The 18,972-nt window shown below is 70.5% G+C and carries 11 protein-coding genes and 1 pseudogene; 7 read left to right on the plus strand and 5 right to left on the minus strand.

The window, feature by feature from the left end; translation table 11 throughout:
• Window positions 1–5 precede the first annotated feature (5 nt).
• Together RKD23_RS16160 and RKD23_RS16165 are read left to right on the plus strand one after the other, a co-directional pair.
• A complete protein-coding gene (locus RKD23_RS16160; protein WP_404043978.1) occupies window positions 6–323 on the plus strand; it encodes a PLD nuclease N-terminal domain-containing protein in 318 nt (105 codons plus the stop codon).
• A gap of 1 nt (window position 324) precedes the next feature.
• Entirely contained in the window at window positions 325–1,200 is an 876-nt protein-coding gene (locus RKD23_RS16165) for a LysR family transcriptional regulator (RefSeq protein WP_424854298.1), read from the plus strand.
• Here the strand turns inward: RKD23_RS16165 and RKD23_RS16170 are convergent.
• The 3 genes from RKD23_RS16170 to RKD23_RS16180 form a co-directional block, all read right to left on the minus strand.
• Complete coding sequence (locus RKD23_RS16170; RefSeq protein WP_424854299.1) at window positions 1,097–2,044, minus strand: DMT family transporter; 948 nt, start codon at window positions 2,042–2,044, stop codon at window positions 1,097–1,099. The genes RKD23_RS16165 and RKD23_RS16170 overlap by 104 nt on opposite strands.
• A 92-nt stretch (window positions 2,045–2,136) precedes the next feature.
• A complete protein-coding gene (locus RKD23_RS16175; protein WP_424854300.1) occupies window positions 2,137–2,721 on the minus strand; it encodes a hypothetical protein in 585 nt (194 codons plus the stop codon).
• A 64-nt stretch (window positions 2,722–2,785) separates the two neighbouring features.
• On the minus strand, window positions 2,786–3,388 hold the full coding sequence (locus RKD23_RS16180; RefSeq protein WP_424854301.1) for a TetR/AcrR family transcriptional regulator: 603 nt from the start codon (window positions 3,386–3,388) through the stop codon (window positions 2,786–2,788).
• A gap of 89 nt (window positions 3,389–3,477) precedes the next feature.
• Here RKD23_RS16180 and RKD23_RS16185 point away from each other — a divergent pair, with 89 nt between their 5' ends.
• Entirely contained in the window at window positions 3,478–4,074 is a 597-nt protein-coding gene (locus RKD23_RS16185; protein ID WP_424854302.1) for an LppU/SCO3897 family protein, read from the plus strand.
• Window positions 4,071–5,930, plus strand: a complete 1,860-nt coding sequence (locus RKD23_RS16190) for a protein kinase domain-containing protein (protein ID WP_424854303.1) — start codon at window positions 4,071–4,073, stop codon at window positions 5,928–5,930. Before RKD23_RS16185 ends, RKD23_RS16190 begins: the two co-directional genes overlap by 4 nt.
• A 9-nt stretch (window positions 5,931–5,939) precedes the next feature.
• Here RKD23_RS16190 and RKD23_RS16195 read toward each other — a convergent pair whose 3' ends face one another.
• Window positions 5,940–6,935 (minus strand): quinone oxidoreductase family protein, encoded by a 996-nt coding sequence (locus RKD23_RS16195; RefSeq protein WP_424854304.1) that lies wholly within the window; start codon window positions 6,933–6,935, stop codon window positions 5,940–5,942.
• A 113-nt stretch (window positions 6,936–7,048) separates the two neighbouring features.
• On the opposite strand from RKD23_RS16195, the gene RKD23_RS16200 reads away from it, so the two are divergent.
• Window positions 7,049–7,372: an ArsR/SmtB family transcription factor gene (locus RKD23_RS16200; RefSeq protein WP_424854305.1), complete on the plus strand. Its 324-nt coding sequence runs from the start codon at window positions 7,049–7,051 to the stop codon at window positions 7,370–7,372.
• A gap of 9 nt (window positions 7,373–7,381) precedes the next feature.
• Here the strand turns inward: RKD23_RS16200 and RKD23_RS16205 are convergent.
• Window positions 7,382–7,495, minus strand: a pseudogene (locus tag RKD23_RS16205) (transcriptional regulator); the annotation flags it as partial.
• Window positions 7,496–7,828: 333 nt separating this feature from the next.
• Between RKD23_RS16205 and RKD23_RS16210 the strand changes: the two are divergent.
• Window positions 7,829–12,124 carry a LamG-like jellyroll fold domain-containing protein gene (locus RKD23_RS16210; protein WP_424854306.1) on the plus strand — a complete coding sequence of 1,432 codons (4,296 nt, stop codon included), beginning with the start codon at window positions 7,829–7,831 and terminating at the stop codon, window positions 12,122–12,124.
• 144 nt (window positions 12,125–12,268) lie between these two features.
• Window positions 12,269–18,964, plus strand: a complete 6,696-nt coding sequence (locus RKD23_RS16215) for a polymorphic toxin-type HINT domain-containing protein (RefSeq protein WP_424858253.1) — start codon at window positions 12,269–12,271, stop codon at window positions 18,962–18,964.
• Window positions 18,965–18,972: the final 8 nt, after the last annotated feature.

Here is an 18,972-nt window from a genome sequence, read left to right on the forward strand (position 1 = left end):
ACGACATGCTCCGGGTGCTGATGTTCCTCGTGCCGCTGGCACTGAGCATCTACGCGTTCATCGACTGCATCAGCACGGACGAGAAGGACGTCCGGCACATGCCCAAGCCGCTGTGGGCGATCCTCGTGCTGCTGTTCCCGCTGGTGGGCTCGCTGTCGTGGATCATCGCGGGCAAGCGGCGCAGCCCGGCCGCCGACGGCTGGTCCGGGGTGCGCGGCGGCGGGCGCCCGCAGTGGGTGGCGCCCGACGACAACCCCGACTTCCTGAAATCCCTCGACGAGGACCCCGGGAAGAAGAAGGACGACGACCCCAAGGGCGAGTGAGATGGAGCTGCGGCTGCTGGTGGCCTTCGAGAAGGTCGCCACCGTGCTGAGCTTCACCCGCGCGGCGGCCGAGCTGGGCTACGCCCAGTCCAGTGTGACCGCGCAGGTCCGCTCCCTGGAGTCGACGCTCGGCACGGAGCTGTTCGACCGGCTCGGCGGGCACATCCGGCTGACGGAGGCGGGGATGCGGCTGCTGCCGTACGCCCGGCAGATCATCGAGCTGACCGAGGAGGCGCGGGCGGCCGTCGCCGGCGCGGAGGAGCCGTCGGGCACGCTCACCGTCGGCACGATGGAGTCGCTGACCAACCACCGTCTGCCGCCGCTGCTCGAGTACTTCCACCACCGCTACCCCAAGGTGCGGCTGGCCCTGCGGACGACGATCGGCGACGAGACCCGGCAGGCGCTGCGGCAGGGCACGTACGACGTGGGCTTCCTGATGGAGGAGGAGACCGAGCACCCGGGCCTGGAGAGTGTGGTGCTCACGGTGGAGCCGCTGGCGCTGGTGGCGGCGCCGGGGCATGTGCTGGAGGGCGTGCGGGTGACGCTCGCGGAACTGCGCATGGAGTCCCTGCTGGCGACCGAACCGGGGTGCGCCTACCGGGACCTGTTCGAGCGGGAGCTCGGAAAGTCCGTGTCGTTCATGGAGTTCGGCACGATCGAGGCGACCAAGCGCGCGGCGGCGGCCGGCCTCGGGGTCGCCCTGCTTCCCGAGATCACGGTCGCCGCCGAACTCGCCGCGCGGAGTCTGGTCCGGCTGGACTGGCAGCCGCCCTTCACGCTTCGGACGCAACTGGCGTGGCGGTCGGGGAAGCGGCTTCCTGCGCATGCGCGGCTGTTCGTGGAGCAGGCGCGGCGGCTCGTGGCCGAGCAAGGGTGACCTTCAGGCCGGCGGTCACGATCAGCGGGACGCCGAGGGCCTGGACGAGGCCGATGTGGTGGCCGTACACCGCCCAGTCGGCGACCATCGCGACGGCCGGGTAGACGAAGGCCAGCACGGCGATCTTCGAGGTGGGCAGCTGGGCGTAGGCGGCGTACATCAGGACGTACATCAGCCCGGTGTGGATGACGCCGAGCCCGACCAGCCAGCCCCAGTCGGCGCCGGTGCCGGCCATCGCGCCGAAGTCGGCGAAGGGCAGCAGCAGCGGGATGCCGACGAGGACCTGCACGAGGGCGACGAGGTGCGGGCGCACGCCGCTGATCCGCTTGGTGACGAGCGTGGACAGGCCGTAGAGCAGCGCGGCGAGGAGTGCCTGGCCGATGCCGAGCAGGTAGCCGCCGCCGCTGGTGAAGTCCCCCGGCGTGACCCCGGAGACGAGGATCAGCCCCGCGAAGGCGAGCCCTGTCCAGCCGACCTTGGCGGCGGTGAGGCGCTCGCGGAAGAGGAGGGCGCCGAGCAGGACCACGTAGAACGGCTGCGTGTGGTAGACCACCGTGGCCACGGAGATCGACGTGTTCTCGTACGACTGGAAGAGCAGGACCCAGTTGAGGACGATGAACACCCCGCCCAGCACGGCGAGTCCAAGAGTGCGGGGGGTGAAGCCGTGGTCGCGGAGCCAGCCGCGGGCGAGGACGTAGCCGCCGAGGGCGAGCGCGCCGAACAGGACCCTGAAGAACACGACGTCGAAGGGCGAGGCGCCCGACTCGACGACGAAGACGCCGAGGGTGCCGGAGAGCACCATGGCGGCGGTGAGCTGGGCCGTGCCCTTGGTCTGTGAGGTCATGTCCAGGACGCTACGAGCGGGCGTCGGTCCTGGTCCACGCGCTGCTGGGGCGTCCTTCCGATGGGGGCATCGGGCCCGTCGATGGGCGCTGGTCAGTCGAGGCCGGCCTGCTCCACGTGCTCGACCCTGATGTGCTCGTCGCCGAACGCGTCCTCGATGAGGGGCCGGGCGACCTCGGGGTCGTCGACGCCGACACTGACGTATCCGTGCTCGTCGACCCCGACCTCCCTCAGCTGGAAGGTGCCGTTCCAGCGGTTCATGTCCTCCCCGATCCGGTCGGCGAGGGCGTCCAGCTCGGCCCGGTTGGCGTCGGCGTCGTGGAGGCGGACGGTGACGCCCTTTTCCGCGAGGTCACAGACGGCGGCGTCGAAGGCGGCGGAGGGAATCCGCCACACGTCGGCGGCATCCCGGTCCTCGTCGACGGCGAGCCCGGTGAACACGTCGGCGTGCCGCCCGGCGGCCAGCTCGTCGATCCGCGCGATCGTGCGGTACAGCGGGGTGTCGTCGGTGCCCTCCTCGTCGACACCGGAGCCTGGCCGGCCGCCGGCACATGTCTCGGGTGCCGTGCTCACGACGTCGACGTCGGCGTGTCCCTTCTCACTCGCGTCGACGTACAGCGCGAGCCCCACGACCGCCGCGGCGGCCGCCGTCCCTGCTGCCAGGCTGCGATAGTCCATGAGCCCCTCCGTCCAGTGTCTCCGGGACTGTGACGCGGGACGGGGGCGAAACGTTGTGCCCCGCTCACTTCGGATCTGCGGCGACTGATCGGTAGATTCGGTCCGGCAGGATCTTCGCCGCCTCGTCCAGGGACATGTCCTCGATGCCGGAGAGCCAGCGGCGGGCCGTGGCGACGATGGGGCCGAGGACGAGGGACTCGACGAGGGGCTGCGGGAGGGGGGCGAGTTCGCCGGTGTCGATGTGGTGCTGGATCCAGACGGCGAAGGCCGAGATACGGGCCTCCTGGTTGTCGCGCAGTTCCTGGCCGCGGGCCATGCCCTGCTGGTCGGCGCGCGAGGAGTGCAGGAGCAGGGAGGCGGTGCGGTGCTCCTGGATGAAGGCCAGATAGGTCCGGGTGACGGCACGGATGCCGGAGCGGGCGGTGCGGGTGTGCGCGAGAGCCCCGGCCAGCTCGGCCAGCAGCCGGCCCAGCCAGCGCTGGGTGAGCGCGTTGATCAGCCCGTCGATGCTGCCGAAGTGGTGGTACAGGCTGCCGAGGCTGACGCCGCTCGCCTTGGTGATCGCGCTGACGGTGAGGCCCTGCTCGCCGGACTCGGCGTAGACACGCAGCGCCGCGTCCAGGAGCAGTTCGACCGTGGCCTCACCGCGTTGTTGCTTGGGGCTCATGCAGTGCAGCGTAGATCACGGCCTGTTTCTGAAGTGAATTTCTAGAAAAGGTCTCCAACATTGGGCCGCTGTGATCCAGACTGGCCCGTATGTCTCAGAACCCTCAACAGCCGCGGCCCGGCGGGTGCTTGGCCGTCCTCGCGGTCATCGGCGCCATTGTGCTCGGCGTCGGGCTGTTCAGTCAGGCGAACGACGACGACAGCGGCAACTCGGCGGACTCGTCGGTCACTTCATCGCCGTACGACACCTACGAGCCGTACGACCCGTCGACCGAGACGCCGGACCCGTACACGAGTGATCCGTACGAGACCGAGGATCCGTACGAGACCGACGATCCTTACGAGACCGACGATCCTTACGAGACCGACGATCCCTACGACAGCGGTGACTACGGCTCCGAGCCCACCGAGTCCGAGGAGCCCGACCCCTACACCGCCGGCACGTGTCTCAACGGTCAGCTGCCCGACTCCACCACCGCGCAGGAGGTCAGCGTCGACGAGGTCGACTGCTCGGCGTCCGACGCGCACTACCAGGTGATCGAGACGATCCCCTTCACCTCCGACATGAGCCGCTGCCAGAGCAACCCGCGCACCGAGTACGCCTACAACTACCGCTACACGCTCAACGGCACGACCATCAACGAGTACGTGTACTGCCTGATCGGCCTGGGGGCCTACGCACGATGACCCACGACCTGACGGGCAGCGGGGCCGAGCCGCTCCAGGACGACGACCCGCGGCGCATCGGACCGGTCCCGCTGCTCGGGCGGCTCGGCTCGGGCGGTATGGGCCGGGTGTACCTGGGCGTCCACGAGGGGCGCTACGCGGCGGTGAAGCAGCTGCTGCCGTCCGTGGTCGGCGAGGACAAGGACTTCGTCCGCCGCTTCGGACACGAACTCGACAATCTCGCCCGGCTGCCCGAGGGCACCACCGCGCCGCTGCTGGCCGGTGACCGCGAGGCGCGCCCGCCGTGGTTCGCCACGGCGTACGTGCCCGGGCTGACCCTCCACGAATGCGTCCAGTCCTACGGTGGTCCGCTGCCGGCCGGTGCGCTGTGGCTGCTGCTGCACGAGGCCGCGTCCGCGCTGGCGCGGGTGCACGAGCGGGACATGGTCCACCGGGACCTCAAGCCGTCCAACGCCATGCTCACCCTCGACGGGGTCACCCTCATCGACTTCGGGGTGGCGCGGGCGGCCGAGCAGAGCCAGCTGACCCGGACCGGGATGGTCGTCGGCACACCGGCCTACATGTCACCGGAACAGGCCTCTGGCGCACGGGGGTTGACCGGGGCGGTGGACGTCTTCGCGCTCGCCTCCGTCGTCGCCTTCGCCGCGAGCGGGCGTCCGCCCTTCGGCGAGGAGTCCGGGCACGCGGTGCTGTACCGGATCGTGCACGAGGCCCCCGATCTGGCTCCGGTGCGGGCCGTCGATCCCGAGCTGGCCGAGGTCGTCGCGTCCTGCCTGGACAAGGACCCGGAGGGCCGGCCGACCGCCGCCGAGCTGGTGGAACTGGCCGCACCGCATGTGCCGTCCGGCGGAGCGTCCGGGGTGTGGCCCGCGCCGGTCGTGGAGGTGCTGGCTCAGAGGGCGGCGTTCGCGGGGAGGGTGCCGGAAACCCCGGACATCGAGGAAGTCGGGGGGACGAAGGCCGCCGAGGAGGCCGCGCCACCTCGCGAACGGCGCCGTCGTACCCGCATCTTCCTCGCCGTCGTCCCCGTGGTGGTGACCGCGGGCGCGACCGTCGCCGTGCAGTTGCTGCCGTACGCCTTCTCCCCGGACCGCGACAACGGCGGTGCCGCGCGCGGCGCCGACCCGGCCGTCACGGCGTCCGCGTCAGGCGGGTCCGGCTCCCCTTCGCCCTCCGGGTCCGCGTCGGACCGCGCCCGGCCGGGCAAGCGGGCGTCCGCGTCGCCGAGCGGCAAGGAGCGGCCGCGCGGGGGCGACAAGGGCGGGACGGGTGCGGGGGGCACCTCGGTCGACGGCGGCTCGGGTGCGGGGACGGGCACGGGTACGGGCACAGGTACGGGTACGAGTACCGGCTCGGGCGGCATCGGCGACAGCACGACCGGCTCCACTGGCTCCACGGGATCGACGGGCTCCACGGGCTCCACGGGCTCGACCGGGGGAAGCTCCGGCTCGGGCACCCCCACCCGGGCCCCCAGCACCCAGGCCCCACCACCCTCCACCTCCGGCACCCACCGCTACCGCAACGGTGACACCGGCGTGTGCCTGAGCCAGACCTACGGCGCGGCGAGCATCGGGGGCTGCTCCGGCTCGGCCACCTACTGGACGGTCCAGACCGTCTCGGGTGGCTTCCGGCTGGTCAACCAGCAGTCCGGGGGCTGCCTCTCGGCCAACATGCTGGGCCAGGCCGTCTTCGTGAACACCTGCGCGGACACGGCCCCCCAGATCTGGCGCAACGGCTCCGGCTCCACACTGATCAGCACCTTCAACAGCGGCTGCCTCGACCTGGGGATGGGCCAGACGGACGTGGTCGCCTCGACCTGCCGGGGGGAGGCGTCGCAGAGCTGGTCGGCACAGTGAGGCCCCGCGTCAGGAGGGGTTCACCCGCAGCAGGAGCTTGCCGGTGCTGGTGCGGGCGCCCATGAGGCGGTGGGCCTCGGCGGCGTCGGTGAGGTCGAACTCGGCGGTGACGGGGAGGGTGACCGTCCCGTCGAGGGCCCTGGTGAAGGCCTGTTCGGCGAGGGCGCGCAGGCGTGACGGGGCGGTGGCGGCGAGGGTGAGGATGGAGAAGCCGGAGACGGTGGCGCCGAGGGGGTTGAGGTCGGCGCGGGTGACGTTCCAGGGTGCTCCGCCGCCGGCGTTGCCGAAGTTGATCAGGCGGCCGAAGGGGGCCAGGGAGGCGAGAGAGGCGCGGAAGGTCTCGCCGCCCACCGCGTCCAGGACCAGGTCGGCTCCTCGGTCGCCGGTCGCGGCGCGGACCGCCTTCTCCAGGCCGCCGTCGCGCTCGAAGTCGCCGACCAGGACGTCGTCGTAGCCGTGGGCCAGGGCGTGGGCGGCCTTCGCCTCCGACGACACCGCGCCCAGGACGCGGCCCGCACCCGCCGCCTTGGCCAGCTGGCCCGCGACCGTGCCGACCCCGCCCGCCGCGCTGTGCACCAGGACCGTCTCGCCCGGCTGGAGCCGGCCCACGTGGTGGATCAGGGCGTACGCCGTCGGCAGGACGGTCGGCAGCGCCGCCGCCGTGCGCAGGTCGAGGCCGTCGGGCACCGGGAAGACGGCCGCGGCCTGCACGACGGCCACCTCGGCGTAGGCGCCGCCCTCGGTCAGGGCCGTCACCTCCTGGCCGACGGCCAGGCCCGTCACGCCCGGCCCGAGGGCGCGGACCCGTCCCGAGACCTCCAGGCCGGGGACGTACGGCAGGCTCTCGACGCGGTAGCCCTCGGCGCGGGCCAGCACGTCGGCGAAGTTCACCCCGGCGTAGGCGACGTCGACGGCGACCTCGCCGGGGCCGGGCTCGGGGATCTCCCGCTCGGCCGTGACGAGGACCTCGGGACCGCCGGTCTCGTGGAACTCCACCGTACGCATGACAGACCACACCCCTTCGAGGTGTTCAACGAAAAGCGAACACTCGAGACTGTATGGTTTTCATCGAACACTCCGCAAGACGACCGCCGCGCACGATGTCGGAGGGGCAGGGCATGGCACAGCAGAGTCACCGGGCCGCACCGGAACACACCCATCCCGACGACGTCCCCGTCCTCACCGCCCTCGCGGCCCTGGCCGACCCCGTACGGCTCACCCTCGTCCGGGAACTCGCCTCGTCGGCCGAGTGGTCCCGCGCCTGCGGCAGCTTCGACGTACCCGTCGGCAAGGCGGCCCTGAGCCACCACTTCACGGTCCTGCGCGGCGCGGGCCTGGTCGAGCAGCGCGACGAGGGGCCCCGCCGGGTCAACCGCCTCCGCCGCACGGAGTTCGACGCCCGCTTCCCCGGGCTCCTGGACCTGGTCCTGCGCGAGGACTAGCCCTCCGAGAACCTGCGGATACCAGTCCACCCTCCCCCACAGCCTCCCCAACACCCCACCCCCGCCCAGGACTTCGTCGCACTTCTTTGCAAACGCGTGTTGCGGAACCCGCGCCCCCGCTTCCCGTGCGGATCCGCGGCGAACGAGAGGTCCACCGGCAGGGGTCGGCGCGGACTGCGGGGCCACGTCGAGGTTGTGTGCACACCCGGCGGATGTGGAGGAATGGCAGAGACGGCACACGCAGGAGACCCGGCACACGCGGTACCTCCGCGGCTTCATGGACTACGTCACGCTGGAGCGCCAGGGCTGAGCACGCCCTGACAAAACGCCAATTACCGACGTCCGCCACCCACTTTGCCGAATCTTGACCTCACAATGCGGCAACTTGGAATTGACTTGGCGATCACTCACGTCGTTACGTACTCGTCGCAAGTGTGAATACATCGTGAGTGAGCTATGACAGGTATATCGGCCCGATTGCGCGGCCGCAGCAGAGCAGTTGGCACGCTGCTCGGAGTGACACTGGCCGTCGGCCTGGTCCCCGGGACCGGCGTCGCCATGGCCCGGACGACGACCACCCCCGCCACCGACACGGTGAAGGCCGCTGACGGAACGCCCGCGGCCACCGAGGCGCAGGCGCTGGCGAAGGCCAGGAAGACCGGCGACAAGGTGGAGGTGCTCGCCCTGCGGGGTGAGACCACCGAGGTGTTCGCCACCCCGGACGGCGACCTGGAGGCCCGGGAGTACCTGCGGCCGACATGGACGCGGGACGGCGGCGCGTGGAAGCGGGTCGACACCGAACTCGCCCCCGCCACGGGCGGCATGGTCGCGCCCCGGGCCACCACCGTCGATCTGGCGTTCTCCGGTGGCGGGTCGGCCGACCCGCTGGTGCGCATGGAGCGTGCCGGGAAGACGATGAGCCTGTCGTGGCCCACCGCGCTGCCCGAGCCGGAGCTGTCGGGCGCGATGGCCACCTACCCGGAGGTCCTGCCGGGCGTCGACCTGCGCCTGACCGCGCAGGAGGACGGCTTCACCCAGCTGCTCGTGGTCAAGTCGGCCGAGGCCGCGAAGAATCCGAAGCTGGCGGAGCTGCGCCTGAAGCTGAAGGCGGACGGCCTGGCGGTGAAGGAGAACGCCAAGGGCGGGCTCCGCGCTGTCGCCGACGGCACCGACGGCACCGTCTTCGAGGCGCCCAAGCCGGTCATGTGGGACTCCAGCCCCGGCAGGTCCGGCACCGCCCCCAAGGCCGCCGCCGCCACGAAGGCCCGCGCCCTCGCCGGTCCCCCGGCCGACGAGCCCGGCGCCGCCGACTCCGGCCGGGTCGCCCCGGTCGGCGTGGACCTGCCCGCCGGTGACAAGGAGCTGGTCCTCACCCCGGACCCGGCCGTCCTGAAGGGCGCCGACACCCAGTACCCGGTGTTCATCGACCCGCAGTGGTACTCGCCGCGCGCCTCCGCGTGGACCATGGCCTCCAAGTACTGGGCCGGTTCCCCGCAGTGGAAGTTCAACGGCGACTCGGACGCGGGCCTGGGCTACTGCGGCTGGTCGTACTGCCAGCCGTACGACACCAAGCGGCTCTTCTACCGCATCCCGACCTCGGCGTTCGCGGGCAAGACGATCCTGTCCGCCGAGTTCGTGGTCCGCAACACCTGGTCGGCCTCCTGCTCGGACCGCACGGTCGAGCTGTGGGACACCGACCCCATCACGGACCAGACGACCTGGAACTCGCAGAGCGCGTCCGGGTTCTGGAACAAGCAGCTCGCCTCCGACTCGTTCGCGTACGGCTACTCGGGCTGCTCCGCGGCCGACGCCGAGTTCAACGTGAAGTCCGCGGTGCAGGCGGCCGCCACCGCCAAGGACCCGTCGATGACGTTCGGTCTGCGCGCGGCCAGCGAGACGGACGCGTACGCCTGGAAGCGGTTCTCCGACAAGGCGTTCCTGCGGGTGAAGTACAACCGCCCGCCGCCGCAGGTGAAGATGTCGCAGCTCACCATGCAGTACGGCGGCACCTGCAAGAAGTACACGGGCCCGGCCCGGGTGCGCACGCTCGGCACGGTGTCCGCCAACAACATCACCGACCCCGACGGCGACGACGTGGCCGTGCAGTTCCAGGCCAAGTGGGACTCGGGCGACGGCAAGGGCCTCATCGCCCGCTGGACGCCGGGGCTGACCAAGTACAAGGACTCCGGTTCCAGCTTCACCGTCAGCCTGCCGACCTCGATCACGCCGAACAAGCAGGTCCACTGGTACGTGCGGGTGCGCGACACCGACAGCCAGGGCGACGGCAACTACTCGCCGTGGTCGTACGCCGGTGACGCGACGGGCTGCTACTTCGTCTACGACACCTCGTGGCCGAAGGCCCCCTCCGTGACCTCGGGCGAGTACCCCGAGTCCGACACGGAGGACCCCGCGGACCCGTGGTACGACGGCGTCGGCAAGTACGGGTCGTTCACGATCGACTCCGCCGAGACCGACGTGGTCAAGTACTACTACGGCTTCAACGCCGACCCCAGCTCCAAGAACACGCTGCTGACCAGCGGCGGCGCGGCGCAGATCGCCAAGGTGCTCCCCGACGAGCCCGGTCTGAAGTTCGTGACCGCGCAGGCCTTCGACGCGGCCGGCAACGGCAGCGAGATCCGCACCTACCAGTTCCGGGTGAAGTCCGGTCAGCCCGAGCGCACCCAATGGGACCTCGACGAGGCCGCGGGCGCGACCAAGGCGACCGCCACCGCCAAGGACCGCCCGGCCACGCTGTACGGCGGCCCGACGCCGGGTGCGGCGGGTGCCAAGGGCACGGCCGTGCACTTCGACGGCGTGGACGACTACGCCCGTACGGACATCCCGACGATCGCCACGGACGGCTCGTTCTCGGTGTCGGCGTGGGCGAAGCTGACCCAGGCGCCGAGCACGGCGGCGATCATCGCGGCCCAGCCCGGCAACCACTCCCCCGGCTTCGAGCTGTACTACTCCAAGGTCTACGACCGGTGGGCGTTCAACCAGTACACGTCCGACTCCGCCTCCGCGACCCCGGTGCGGGTGATGCCCGCCTCCGCGGGCGGCGCCACCGTCGGCAAGTGGACGCACCTGGTGGGCACGTACAGCTCGGGCAGCGACGAGCTGAAGCTGTACGTCGACGGCACCCTGGTCGGCACGACCACCTACGCCACCCCCTGGGACGCGCGGCGCGGTCTGCAGATCGGCGCCGGCTCCTACAGCGGTCAGCCCGGTTCGTTCTTCCCGGGTGACATCGACGAGGTGCAGATCTTCGACAAGCCGCTGTCGCAGACCGAGGTGACGCAGCTGGGCACCAAGGCGTCGCTGGTTGTCGGGCGTCCGGCCCGGATGGCGTTCGCGATGGACGAGCAGCCCGGCGTGACCGAACTCCTCGGCAGGCCCGAGGTGCTCGACGCCTCGTACGTGGGCGGCGCGACCGCGGGCGTCGAGGGCGTGGCCGGCAAGGCGTTGTCCCTGGACGGCACGAACGACTACGCCACCACCAACCGGCCGCTGCTGAACAACCAGCGCAGCTTCGCGGTGTCGGCGTGGGCCAAGCTGCCGTCGACCAAGCCCAGCCACGCCGGGGTCATCGCCACGCAGGTCGGCACGCACCGGCCGGGCTTCGAGCTGTACTACTCCAGCGGCTACGACCGCTGGGTGTTCAACCAGTACTCGGAGGACTCCACGACCGGCACGCCGATCCGCGCCATGCAGGCCGAGGGCAAGACCGCCGCGGCCGGTGAGTGGGCGCATCTGGTCGGCGTACAGGACACGGTGGCCGACAAGCTGCTGCTGTACGTCAACGGCTCGCTGGCGGGCTCCACGGAGATGACCGCCAACTGGTACGCGGGCGGCGCGGTGCAGATCGGCGCGAGCCAGTTCGACGGCGCCGCGGCCTCGTTCTTCACCGGGCAGATCGACGACGTGCGGTTCTTCGACCGCGCGGTGTCGGGCGACGAGGTGTACCAGCTGTTCAAGCAGCGTCCGCTGGTCAAGAGCCGCTGGCAGTTCGAGTCGACCGCCGGGACCGCTCCGGTCACCACCCCGGACGCGGTGAGCACCACCAACCCGCTCACCCTGAACGGCGGCGCGGTGAAGTCGGACTTCGGGTTCATCGACTTCGGCGCGATGGAGCTGAACGGCACCACCGCCTACGCGTCGGCCGCGAAGCTGCCGGTGGACACCTCGGGCAGCTTCACGCTGACCGCGTGGGCGCAGGCGTCGACGATGCCGTCCGGGCCGGTGACCCTGGCGAGCGCGGAGGGGGCCACCCGCTCCGCGTTCACCGTGAAGTTCGTGCCTGACGCCGCCAACCCCGAGGGCAGCCCCGGCCGCTGGCAGCTGGCGGTCGCCGACTCCGACGCCACCGACGCGACGGTGGTGCAGGCCGACAACGGCGAGTTCTACGACGCGCGTCAGTGGAACCATCTCGCCCTGGTCTACGACGGCTTCGCCAAGCAGGCCCGGCTGTACGTGAACGGCGGGCTCGCCGAGATCGCGTGCACCGACGCCGACGGTGACGGCGAGGCCGACGTGGCCGGCTGCGAGGACGTGGTGCCGTGGGCGGAGAACACGCTCGCGTTCAAGGCCACCTCCCTGCAGATCGGCCGGTCCGGCACCGGCACGAAGGCCGGCTCGTACTTCCCGGGCCTGGTCGACGACGTGTGGACCTTCCAGGGCGCGCTCACGGACGCGCAGATCGAGAAGCTGTCGGTCAGCTGGTTCGACGTACCCACCAAGGTTCCCGGCGACTGACGTGTTGAAAAGGGCGCCCGGGTCCTGTCATCAGGTCCCGGGCGCCCCCTTGACGAGGAAACGAGCAATCACATGTATGGCAGAGCGCGCTCCTGGCGCGTAGCCGCCCTGGGGCGCAGAGTCGCCCTGGGGACATCGGCGGTCATGGTCGCCACGCTGCTCCAGGCGACGGCGTTCGCGCCGGCCGCCGAGGCGCAGGACACCGGCAAGGGACGGCCGGGGGTGTCCGAACCGGACAAGCCGGTCACCGGCACGTCGGGCAACAAAATCGAGCCGCGCAAGGTCCAGAAGGGCCCGCGCACCCCGAAGGACAAGCCGAAGGCCGACTGGCCCGAGGCGGGTTCGGCTCTGGTCACGCTGAAGGAGCCGGCCGCGAAGCCCGGTGCCCCGGTCGCCGCCACGGGCCTCCCGGTCGAGCTGAACACCCTCGCCAAGAAGGTGCGGTCGGCGACCGGCGGCACCATCGAGACGAAGGTCGTCGGCCACGCGGCCGCCGCGAAGGCCGGCCTCGACGGGGTGCTGTTCACCCTGCGGGCCAAGGACAAGGCGTCCTCCGGCACGGTCGGCGCCACCCTGGACTACGCCGACTTCGCCGAGGCGTACGGCGGCGCCTACGCCTCCCGGCTCACCCTGGTCGAGCTGCCCGCGTGTGCGCTGACCACGCCGAAGAAGAAGGCGTGCCGCACCACCACGCCGGTGGTCACGGACAACGACACCGAGGCGCAGACCCTCACCGCCCGCTCGGTCATGGTGAGCAGCGGCTCGCCGACCATGCTGGCCGCGGTCGCGTCCGACTCCGGCAAGACCGGCGACTACAAGGCGACCCCGCTGTCGCCGTCCTCCACCTGGAGCACCGACCTCAACACCGGTGACTTCAACTGGTCCTACGACATCCCGGTGCCCGAGGTGCCCGGCGACTTCGCCCCGCACGTGGGCCTGTCGTACTCCTCGGGGCAGATCGACGGACGGACCGGCAACACCAACAACCAGTCCTCCTGGGTCGGTGACGGCTTCGAGCTGTCGCCCGGCTTCATCGAGCGCCGCTACAAGCCGTGCGCCGACGACGGGCAGACGGCCGCCGACGGCGTGAACAAGCCCGGCGATCTGTGCTGGGGCTACGACAACGCCTACATCACCTTCAACGGCAAGGGCGGCGAGCTGGTTCCCACCGCCACCGCCGACGAGTTCCGCTTCCAGAAGGACGACGGCTCCCGCGTCACCCGCCTCAGGTCCACGGGCCGCGGCAACGGCGACAACGACGGCGAGTACTGGCGGGTGACCGACCCGCAGGGCAACCGCTTCTACTTCGGCTACAACCGGCTGCCCGGCTGGGTCGACGGCAAGGAGACCACCGACTCGACGTGGAACGTCCCCGTCTTCGGCGACGACTCCGGCGAGCCCTGCAACGCCTCCGCGTTCGCCGACTCCTGGTGCCAGCAGGCCTGGCGCTGGAACCTCGACTACGCCGTCGACACCCATGGCAACGCCATGGCGTACTACTACACCAAGGAGGACAATTCCTACGGCCGCAACCTCAAGGCCGCGGACGACACCCCCTACACGCGCGGCGGCTACCTGGACCGCATCGAGTACGGCCTGAAGTCGTCCTCGATGTACGGCACTCCGGCACTGGCGAAGGTCGACTTCACCAGCTCCGAGCGGTGCATCCCCGACGCGAACACCACCTGCTCGTCGATCTCCACGGACTCGTACTACTGGTACGACACCCCGTGGGACATGAACTGCACGGCGGGCACCGACTGCGACCAGGGCCGGCTCGCGCCGACCTTCTGGACCCGCAAGCGGCTGACCGGCATCAGCGCGCAGGTGTACAACGCGGGCGCCTACAGCAAGGTCGACTCCTGGGCGCTGACCCACCGCTGGGGCCAGGCCGACGTCGACTACCAGCTGCTGCTCGACTCGATCCAGCGCACCGGCCACACCGGCACCACCGCGATCACCCTGCCGAAGACCACGCTGGCGTACACCCAGCTGGAGAACCGGCTCGACAAGACCGGCGACGGCTACGCCCCGTTCGTCAAGGCGCGCCTGTCCACGGTCGCCGACGAGCACGGCGGCCAGATCGACGTCAACTACTCGACGTCGGCCTGCGACGCGGCCGCGCTGCCGACGCCGGAGACCAACACCACCCGCTGTTTCCCGCAGTTGCTGGGCGGCTCGGACACCGAGGCCCCTGAGCAGCACTGGTTCACCAAGTACGTCGTCACCTCGGTGACCGCCACCGACCGCACCGGCGGCGCGCCGGACAACGTGACCGCGTACGAGTACCTGGACGGCGCGGCCTGGCACTACGACGACGATGACGGTCTGACCAAGGAGAAGAACAAGACCTGGTCGCAGTGGCGCGGTTACGGCCACGTCCGTGTGAAGACGGGCGGCCAGGGCGGCGACGCGTATCTGAAGACGCAAGCCGACAGCTGGTTCCTGCGCGGCATGAACGGCGACCGGCTGAACAAGGACGGCGGCACCAAGTCCGTCAGCGTCACCCTGGACACCGGTGAGGGGGCCGCGATCACCGACCACGAGTCGGCGGCCGGCTTCACCTACAAGACCGCCCAGTACTCCGGTCCGGGCGGCAAGGTCCTGCAGAAGACCGTCGAGCGGCCCTGGTACCACCAGACCGCCAAGAAGACGCGGTCCTGGGGCACGGTGACCGCCAACTACACCGGTACGGACGAGTCGCGGACGTGGACGTCGCTGGACGACGGGGCGGGCGCCCAGTGGCGCACCACCCTGGTCGACACCACGTACGACACGGTCGCGGGCCGGGTCACCCAGGTCGACGACCAGGGCGACACGTCCGTCACCACCGACGACGTCTGCACCCGTACGACGTACGCCACGAACACCACCGACAACATCCTCACCCTGCCCTCGCGGGTGGAGACCGTCGCGGTGAAGTGCGCGACCACGCCGGACCGCAAGGCGCAGGTCGTCTCCGACGTGCGCAGCGCCTACGACGGCCTCGCGTACGGCGCGGCGCCCACCAAGGGCGACGAGACCGCCACGGCGACGCTGACCAAGCACGACGGCACGACCGGCACCTACACGGAGACCGGCACCACGTTCGACGGCTACGGCCGCTCGACGGCCGTCACCGACCTGACGGCGAACGTCACCGCCACCGAGTCGACCGCCCCGGTGCGCACCGCGCGCACGGACGGCCTGACCAACACCACCGCGTACACGCCGGCCACCGGCTTCCCGACGACGGTCGTCACCACCACTCCGCCCGCCAAGGCCGGGGACTCGACCACCGTCCAGACGACCACCACCACCCTGGACCCGCTGCGCGGCCTGCCCACGCAGCAGAAGGACACCAACGGCAAGCTGAAGAACTTCACGTACGACGCGCTCGGCCGTGCCGACAAGGTGTGGCTGGCCGACCGGCAGACCACCCAGCTCCCGTCGTACGACTTCGACTACTTCATCGACGAGGGCAAGCCGATCGCGGTCCGCACCCTCACGCTGAACAACAGCGGCGGCCAGGTCGCCGCGTACACCCTGTACGACGGTCTGCTGCGCGCCCGCCAGACGCAGGACGTCGGCCCCGACGGCGGCCGGCTGCTGTCCGACACGTTCTACGACGAACGCGGCCTGATATCCCGGGAGTTCGCCTCCTACTACACGACCGGCGCGCCGAACCGGGAGCTGTTCGAGCCCGTCGACGCGCTGAGCGTGGAGACGCAGATCTGGCACACCTACGACGGTCTGAACCGGGAGATCACGCAGAAGAAGGTCGCCGGCAACGGTGACGGCGGCGCCGACCTCGGCACCACCACGACCTCGTACAACGGCGACCGCACCACGGTGATCCCGCCGGTGGGCGGCACCGCGACGACGTCGCTGACCGACGCCCGCGGCCGGATCGTCGAGCTGCGCCAGCACACCTCGCGCAGCGCGACCGCCCCCTACGACGCGACGAAGTACCAGTACACGGCGTCGGGCAAGCTGTCGCAGGTCACGGACCCGGCGGGCAACAACTGGTTCTACGAGTACGACCTGCTCGGCAACCAGACCAGGTCCACCGACCCCGACCGCGGCCTCACGATCAGCACCTACGACGACCGCGGCCAGCTGCTCACCACCGAGGACGCCGAGCACCGGGTCCTCTACCACGTCTACGACCAGCTCGGCCGGGCGACCGAACTGCGCGACACCAGCGCCACGGGCACCCTGCGCGCGTCCTGGACGTACGACACGCTCGCCGGGGCGAAGGGCTATCTGGCCTCCTCGACCCGGTATGTGAACGGCGCCCAGTACGTCAGCCGGATCACCATGTACGACCAGCAGTACCGGCCGCTGCGTACCTCGGTGACGATCCCGGCCACCGAGGGTGCCCTGGCCGGCACCTACCAGGCGGGCACCAGCTACCAGCCGTCCGGTCTGGTCGCGGGTGTGTCGTACTCGGCGGCGGGCGCGCTGCCCGGCGGTTCGTACAGCTACACGTACGACTCCGCCCTGCGGCCGGTGTCGATCCTGGGCGACGGCTTCCAGGCCGACACGACGTACTCCAACACGGGCAAGCCGCTGCAGTACGCCTTCGCCTCCACGGCGACGGGTGCGAAGAAGACCTGGGTCACCAACACCTACGAGTGGGGCACCCAGCGCCTGGCCACCTCCCGGGTGGACCGCCAGGACATCGCGGGCGTCGACCGGGCCAACACCTTCGGCTACGACCAGGCGGGCAACGTCCTGTCGATGTCCGACGTCTCGCGCGCCGGCACCGACAACCAGTGCTTCGCCTACGACTACCTGCGCCGTCTGACCGAGGCGTGGACCGAGGGCGACACCAGCTGCTCGGCCGCCCCCGCGCAGTCGGTGGTCGGTGGCGTGGCGCCGTACTGGAACTCGTACAGCTACGACAAGACCGGCAACCGCAAGACGGAGACGCTGCACGCGTCCGGTGGTGACACCACCCGGTCGTACGTCTACCCGCCGGCCGGCGGCCCGCAGCCGCACACCCTCACGGAGGTCAACGAGACGAAGCCGTCCGGAACGTCGAAGACCAGCTACCTCTACGACGCCACCGGCAACACCACCGACCGCACGATCAGCGGCACCACCCAGAAGCTGGTGTGGGACGCCGAGGGCCACGTCGTCAAGGTCACCCAGCCCGTCGCGGGCAAGCCGGACGAGGTCACCGACTACGTCTACGACACCGAGGGCAACCGGCTGATCGCCCGCGGCCCGGCCGAGACCACGCTGTACGTCGGGAACACCGAGGTCGTCCTGCCCAAGGGCGCGACGACGGCCAAGGCCACCCGGTACATCGACCTCGGCAGCGGCAACCAGGCCGTGCAGTCCAACGACGGCTCGATCACCGTCACGGTCGCCGACCACGTCGGCACCGGCCAGCTCTCGGTGAAGACCGCCGACCTGTCGCTGTCGCAGCGGCGCACGCTGCCCTTCGGCGGCACCCGCGGCACGGTCACCGGCACCTGGACCGGCACCAAGGGCTTCGTCGGCGGCACCGACGACACGAAGACGACCGGTCTGACCCACCTCGGGGCGCGTGAGTACGACGCCTCCACGGGCCGGTTCATCTCGGTCGACCCGGTGATGGACGCCTACGACCCGCAGCAGATCAACGGGTACGCCTACAGCAACAACAGCCCTGTCACCTTCTCCGACCCCGACGGGCTGAAGTACTACCCCGTCTCCGGTCCGTGTGTCCCCGTGCCGACCTCGGGCTGCAAGTGGAAGGACGACGGCCCCGGCATCGCCACGAGCAGCAAGGGCTACTACGACAACGACAAGGGCAACACCACCGGGAACAACGGCAACGACGGCAAGGTCCAGGTCAAGGTCACCGTCGAGAACCAGCTGCCGGCGGCCTGCACCGGCCGGGACAACTTCCTCAACGCCATCCGGTGCACCACCGACGCGCCCTGGTACGACGCGCAGGAGGGCCGCGAGGTCATCAAGGTCCTGCTGCTGCCGGACACCCAGGCGTGGAAGGAGTGCCTGACCGAGGGCAAGTGGAAGAGCTGCGCCTGGGCGTCGACCGACCTGCCCTGGCTCAAGGCCGCCAAGATCCTCAAGATCAACAAGCTGAAGAAGGTCAAGGACCTCAAGGACGCCAAGAAGCTCCCGGGCTGCAACTGCTTCCTGGCCGGCACCGACGTCCTCATGGCCGACGGCGGCACCAAGGACATCGAGGACATCGTCCTCGGCGACAAGGTGCTCGCCACCGACCCGGAGACCGGCAGGACCAGCGCCCGTGAGGTCACCGCGACGATCGTCACCGACTCGGACAAGCACTTCACCGAGCTGACGATCGCCACGGGCCACGGCGAGGAGCACCTCACCGCGACCTACGAGCACCCGTTCTGGTCCGTCTCGGAGCACGGCTGGATCGCGGCCGGCGACCTGAAGCCGGGCATGACCCTGCGCACCGACGACGGCCGCACGGTCGAGGTCACCGGCGCCCGCCAGTACACGGACCACGTACGCACGTACAACCTCACCGTCGAGGGCGTGCACACGTACTACGCGCTGGCCGGCGGCACACCGATCCTGGTGCACAACTCGGACGGCGTGTGCGGGGTGTGGCGCGGCGAGTTCGACAAGCTGCCCAAGGGCAAGCAGGGCCACGTCCGTCTGATGCAGACGACCAAGGAACTGCGGACCGCCTTCGAGAAGTGGACGTCCGGGGCCGAGAAGCTCCCGGCGCGCGGGCCGAAGATCCCGGAGGTCTACAAGCTGGAGGACGGCACCGTGATCCAGTGGCGGCTCTCGTCCAAGTCCGGCGGAGAGACAATCGACATCACTCCGCCCAAGGGCAAGCCGATGAAGGTGCACCTCCCGGAGGAATGAGATCCGAG

It is taken from the genome of Streptomyces sp. SAI-170 (assembly GCF_049739565.1).
Taxonomy (GTDB): Bacteria; Actinomycetota; Actinomycetes; order Streptomycetales; family Streptomycetaceae; genus Streptomyces.